The organism is Pseudolysinimonas sp. (assembly GCF_031389465.1).
Lineage (GTDB): Bacteria > Actinomycetota > Actinomycetes > Actinomycetales > Microbacteriaceae > Pseudolysinimonas_A.
Map to the genome: position 1 here is coordinate 1 of NZ_JANMSQ010000297.1, position 4,321 is coordinate 4,321.

The 4,321-nt window shown below is 68.9% G+C and carries 4 protein-coding genes and 2 pseudogenes; 2 read left to right on the plus strand and 4 right to left on the minus strand.

Annotated features, from left to right (window positions below):
• Both RMO30_RS11615 and galU read right to left on the minus strand, forming a co-directional pair.
• Positions 1 to 328 (minus strand): annotated as a pseudogene (locus RMO30_RS11615) (GNAT family protein); the annotation flags it as partial.
• Positions 325 to 1,239, minus strand: coding sequence for a UTP--glucose-1-phosphate uridylyltransferase GalU (gene galU / locus RMO30_RS11620; protein WP_309713603.1), 915 nt, complete (start codon positions 1,237 to 1,239; stop codon positions 325 to 327). The pseudogene RMO30_RS11615 and the gene galU, both read right to left, overlap by 4 nt.
• Before the next feature lie 36 nt (positions 1,240 to 1,275).
• Between galU and RMO30_RS11625 the strand changes: the two genes are divergently transcribed.
• A complete protein-coding gene (locus RMO30_RS11625) occupies positions 1,276 to 1,851 on the plus strand; it encodes a 5-formyltetrahydrofolate cyclo-ligase (RefSeq protein WP_309713606.1) in 576 nt (191 codons plus the stop codon).
• An 11-nt stretch (positions 1,852 to 1,862) separates the two neighbouring features.
• Positions 1,863 to 2,156 (plus strand): FmdB family zinc ribbon protein, encoded by a 294-nt coding sequence (locus RMO30_RS11630; RefSeq protein ID WP_309713609.1) that lies wholly within the window; start codon positions 1,863 to 1,865, stop codon positions 2,154 to 2,156.
• 64 nt (positions 2,157 to 2,220) lie between these two features.
• On the opposite strand, the gene RMO30_RS11635 is transcribed toward RMO30_RS11630, so the two are convergent.
• The gene (locus RMO30_RS11635) at positions 2,221 to 2,385 is read right to left on the minus strand and encodes a hypothetical protein (protein WP_309713610.1); all 165 of its coding nucleotides are present in this window, start codon (positions 2,383 to 2,385) and stop codon (positions 2,221 to 2,223) included.
• Positions 2,372 to 4,321: pseudogene (locus RMO30_RS11640) on the minus strand (AAA family ATPase); the annotation flags it as partial. The gene RMO30_RS11635 and the pseudogene RMO30_RS11640, both read right to left, overlap by 14 nt.

Consider the following 4,321-nt stretch of genomic DNA (forward strand, 5'->3'; position numbering starts at 1 on the left):
CGCTCTTGCCGGCGAACCGCTCCGCCACCCAGTACCCGATGGATGCCGACGACAGCGACCCGTACGACATCCCCGAGACGTTCAGCTGGCCGGCGAGCTCGCCGTTGTATTCGATGACGAACGGCACCCCGTTGCCGGTGCGCTCATGCGCGAGCAGCGATCGGATGCTGGCCTTCGCATCGAAACCGACCGGCCCTCCCGGGTTCGTCGCCTCCCACTGGCGCAGCCACGAGCGATTGTCGAGCAGTTCGCGTTCGAGCGCGCGGGCGTCGCGGATGCGGATCGGGCGGATCGCGACCGATCCGTCACGCAGCGTCGGAACGCTCACGACTCCGCCGGGGCGTCACCCGGCAGACCTGCGGCGAACGGCTTCAGCCAAGCCCGGAAGTCGGGCCCGAGGTCGTCGCGGTCGCTCGCGAGCTGCACGATTGCTTTGAGGTAGTCGAGCCGATCGCCCGTGTCGTACCGACGCCCGCGGAAGACGACGCCGTGGACGCCGCCCGCCCAGTCCGGCCCGGTGGCGAGTGCCTGCAGAGCGTCGGTGAGCTGGATCTCGCCGCCTTTGCCTGGCGGGGTGGTCTCGAGGATGTCGAAGATCTCCGGGCGCAGCACGTAGCGACCAATGATGGCGAGGTTCGACGGAGAAGTTCCCGGCTCCGGCTTCTCGACCAGGCCGGTGATGCGCACGACGTCGTCGTCTTGGGTGGGCTCGACCGTGGCGATGCCGTAGAGGTGAGTCTGCGACGGGTCGACTTCGAGCAGCGCGACGACCGTGGTGTTGCGCGCGGCCTGCACCTCAAGCATCCGACTCAACAACACGTCGCGCGTGTCGATGATGTCGTCGCCGAGCAACACCGCGAAGGGCTCGTCGCCGACGTGCATCCGCGCGCGCAACACCGCGTGGCCGAGGCCTTTCGCGTCGCCCTGGCGCACGTAATGTACGTCGGCGATGTCGGTCGAGCGCCTCACCTTCTCGAGCTTCTCGAGGTCACCCTTGTTGGTGAGGATCTGCTCCAGTTCGCCGACCTTGTCGAAGTGGTTCTCGAGCGCGCTCTTGTTGCGGCCCGTGATCATGAGCACGTCGTGCAGGCCCGCGGCGACCGCCTCCTCGACGACGTACTGGATGGCCGGCATGTCGACCACCGGAAGCATCTCTTTGGGCATGGCTTTGGTGGCTGGGAGGAATCGCGTCCCCAGGCCGGCAGCAGGGATGACGGCTTTCGTGATGGGAGCAGGCATGCGTCCCAGCGTATCCGGCCCCGTAAGCTCGAAGATGTGCCGGACCTGGAGAGCGAGAAGCGCGCGCTGCGGGCCGAACTGCGCGAGCGCCGCCGCATCCGCACCTCGTCGCAGCACCAGAGCGACTCTGCACGGCTCACCGCCCACCTCCAGCAGTTGACCACGAACGTCGGGGCGCGGTCACTCTCGGCCTACCTTTCGCTGCCCGAGGAGCCCGACACGCGGCCCTTCCTGCGGTGGTGCGCCGAACAGGGACTGACCGTGCTCCTGCCGATCGCGCGCGACGATGGTCTGCTCGACTGGGCGCCCTACGACGGCGCCGACGAGGAACCCGACCTGCTCGGGATGCCTACCCCGACCTCAGAACTGCGCGGCCCGATCGCGATCAACGACGTCGACCTCATCCTGGTACCCGCCGCCGCCGTCGACCGCACCGGGATGCGGATGGGCTGGGGACGGGGCTACTTTGACAAGACCCTCGGATCGATGGAGAACTGCCCACCCGTCTATGCTGTGATCTTCGACGACGAGCTCGTCGACGAGGTGCCTTGGGAGCGCCACGACATGCCGGTGAACGGCGTCGTGACTCCGGGCGGCATCGTCACGCTCTGACCTGGGGACCCATGCCCACCTATTCCTACCGCTGCACCGAGTGCGCGACCGCGTTCGACATTCAGCAAGCGTTCACCGACGACTCCCTCACCGAATGCCCCAGCTGCCTCGGGCGGCTGCGGAAGCTGTTCTCGGCCGTCGGAGTGACCTTCAGCGGCTCCGGCTTCTACCGCAACGACAGCCGCCCCACTCCGAAGGATGGCGCTTCGTCGGCGACTTCGTCCTCATCCGACTCGTCATCGACGTCGACCGCCACGCCCGCCCCAGCGCCCGCCACAGCGTCGGCGTCGAGCACCAAGGAGTAGCCATTTGCCCAAGATGGCGCACCTTTCGCTGAGAAAGTGCGCCATCTTGGGCAAATAGCCGTCTTCAGTAGTGCGGGGGCTTGTCGTCGCGCAGGCGGGAGTCATTCTCGCCCTCGGGGCGCTGGTCGGGTTCTTCGACGGGCGTCGGGTCGCTGCCGGGGGGCGGCGGGGTCGTCACTCGTCGCCGACGACGCCGGGGGGCGACGGATGCGGACTCAGTGTCCGGCAACGACCGGAATCTCCTGGGTGATCGTCGCGACCTGAACACCGGCGGTGCGGGCGATCCGGTCGGCGACGGCGTCGGGATCGCTGAACAACTCGAACGCGTGCACCCGCGCGTAGTGCCAGCCGAGGCGGCGCAGCACTTCGGGTCGCAGTCGCAGGGATTCCCGGAGCGACCGCCCGAGGAGCACGGTGTCGGTTTCGACGACGACGCAGGTGCCTCCGTTGGCTGCAACGAGGCCGAGCTTTCCGCGGTGACCGAGCGCGACACGAAGGCCGCGCCCGGCGAGCCGCCGGGAGAGGTCGACGAGCATCGGATCGGAGTCGTCGGGCAGCGGTGGTTCGGCCCGGCGGGCGGCGACTTCGTCGAGGATCTCGGCGAGGGCGATGGCACCGTGACCGAGGCGGCCATCTTCGATGTCGGTTGCGCGGAAGCAGGTGACGATGACGAGCGAGCGGCGGGCTCGGGTCATGGCGACGGCGAGCAGGCGTTCGCCGCCGGGCTTGCCGAGCGGTCCGAAGTCGCTGAGCACGCGACCGTGCGGGGTGCGGCCGTAGCCGACCGAGAAGACGACGCGGTCACGGCTTTGCGCCGACGCCCGACCGATACTCAGCACGTCGAAGGGTTCGGCTCGATCGTTCAGCACGAAGTCGGTGAGGGCGGGGTTGCCCGGCATCGCCTCCGCGACGGCTTTCCAGACCCGGGCGGCGTGCTTTTCGCTTGCGGTGACGACCATGAGCGATTCCTGCGGGCGCTGCTCGACGTGCTGAAGCACCAGCTCGACCGCTCGGCTGACTTCGGCATCTACGCTCTCCACCGCACCGGTGACCGGGTCGGGCATGCCGGTTCCGTCGGCGACGTATTCGAGCACGAGGCTGCCGTGCCCGAGGAACGACCCGGCCCACGGGAGGGCGTCGATCGCTCCGCCGTAGAAGCGGCGGTTGACGAGTTGGGCGAGGTCTTCGCCACCTGCGCGGTAGGACCGCGTCAGGGTCAACGTGGGCAACACGGCGCTGAGGCGCGCCAGCACCGATCGCGCGTGCAACTCGTCGAGGGTGCGGGCGTCGGTCGCGGCCTCGTCGGCGTCGAGGTCACGAAGGCCGATCGTGAACGGAGCCGGAGTCTGGGTGACGGCGTCGCCGAACGCGACGACTTGCTTTGCCCGGCGGATGGCGCCGACGCTCTCGGCGACGGTGAGGGTGCCGGCATCCACGATCATGACCGTGTCGAAACTCATCTCCGGCGCGACCGTGTCGATCTCATACGGTGAGGCGAGCCAGACGGGAGCGAGCGCGCGGGAGAGATGGGGGGCGGCGCGGTGCAGGGCGAAGGCGTCGACGTCGTCGGCGCGCAACGCGCTCTTGAGCGCCAGAGCTTCGTCGGGCCAGTCGAGCAGGCCGATCTTCCACCCCTCGGCGAGCCGGTACGCGAGTCCCTGAGCGCTTCCGGCGACGTGCGCCTCATCGACGAGGCGGAAATCGGCTTCGAGCCGCTCGAGCACGTCGGTCTTCGCGCCGAGCAGCGCCCTGTCGTTAGCGAGCAACGCGTCGAGGGCGCTACGCCACCAGGCGAGTTCCAGTTCGGCCGCGACTCCCTCCTGCGGCACGTGCCGGTTGGCGAGGTCGGTAATGAGCGCATCGAGGTCGAGGGCGCGCAGCACGCCGACCAGCTCCGCGCGCTCCTGCAGGTTGGCGAGCGCGTCGGATTCCACGGCGAGGCGACCGAGCGTCTCACCGAGTGCGTGCAGCGGTAGGCCGAGCAGCGAGGTTTCGCGAGTCATGCGGCCGAGCGGCTCGTCGAGCTGTTCGAGATCGGCGGCGACCTGGATCCAAGCGGCCTGCACGTCGGCGATGCCAGTGGGCACCTCGGGCGTCACGCCGCTGGCGACGAACCGCTGCCAGAGGATGCGCTGGCGCTGGATGGCGTCGAGCGACGCGTGCAG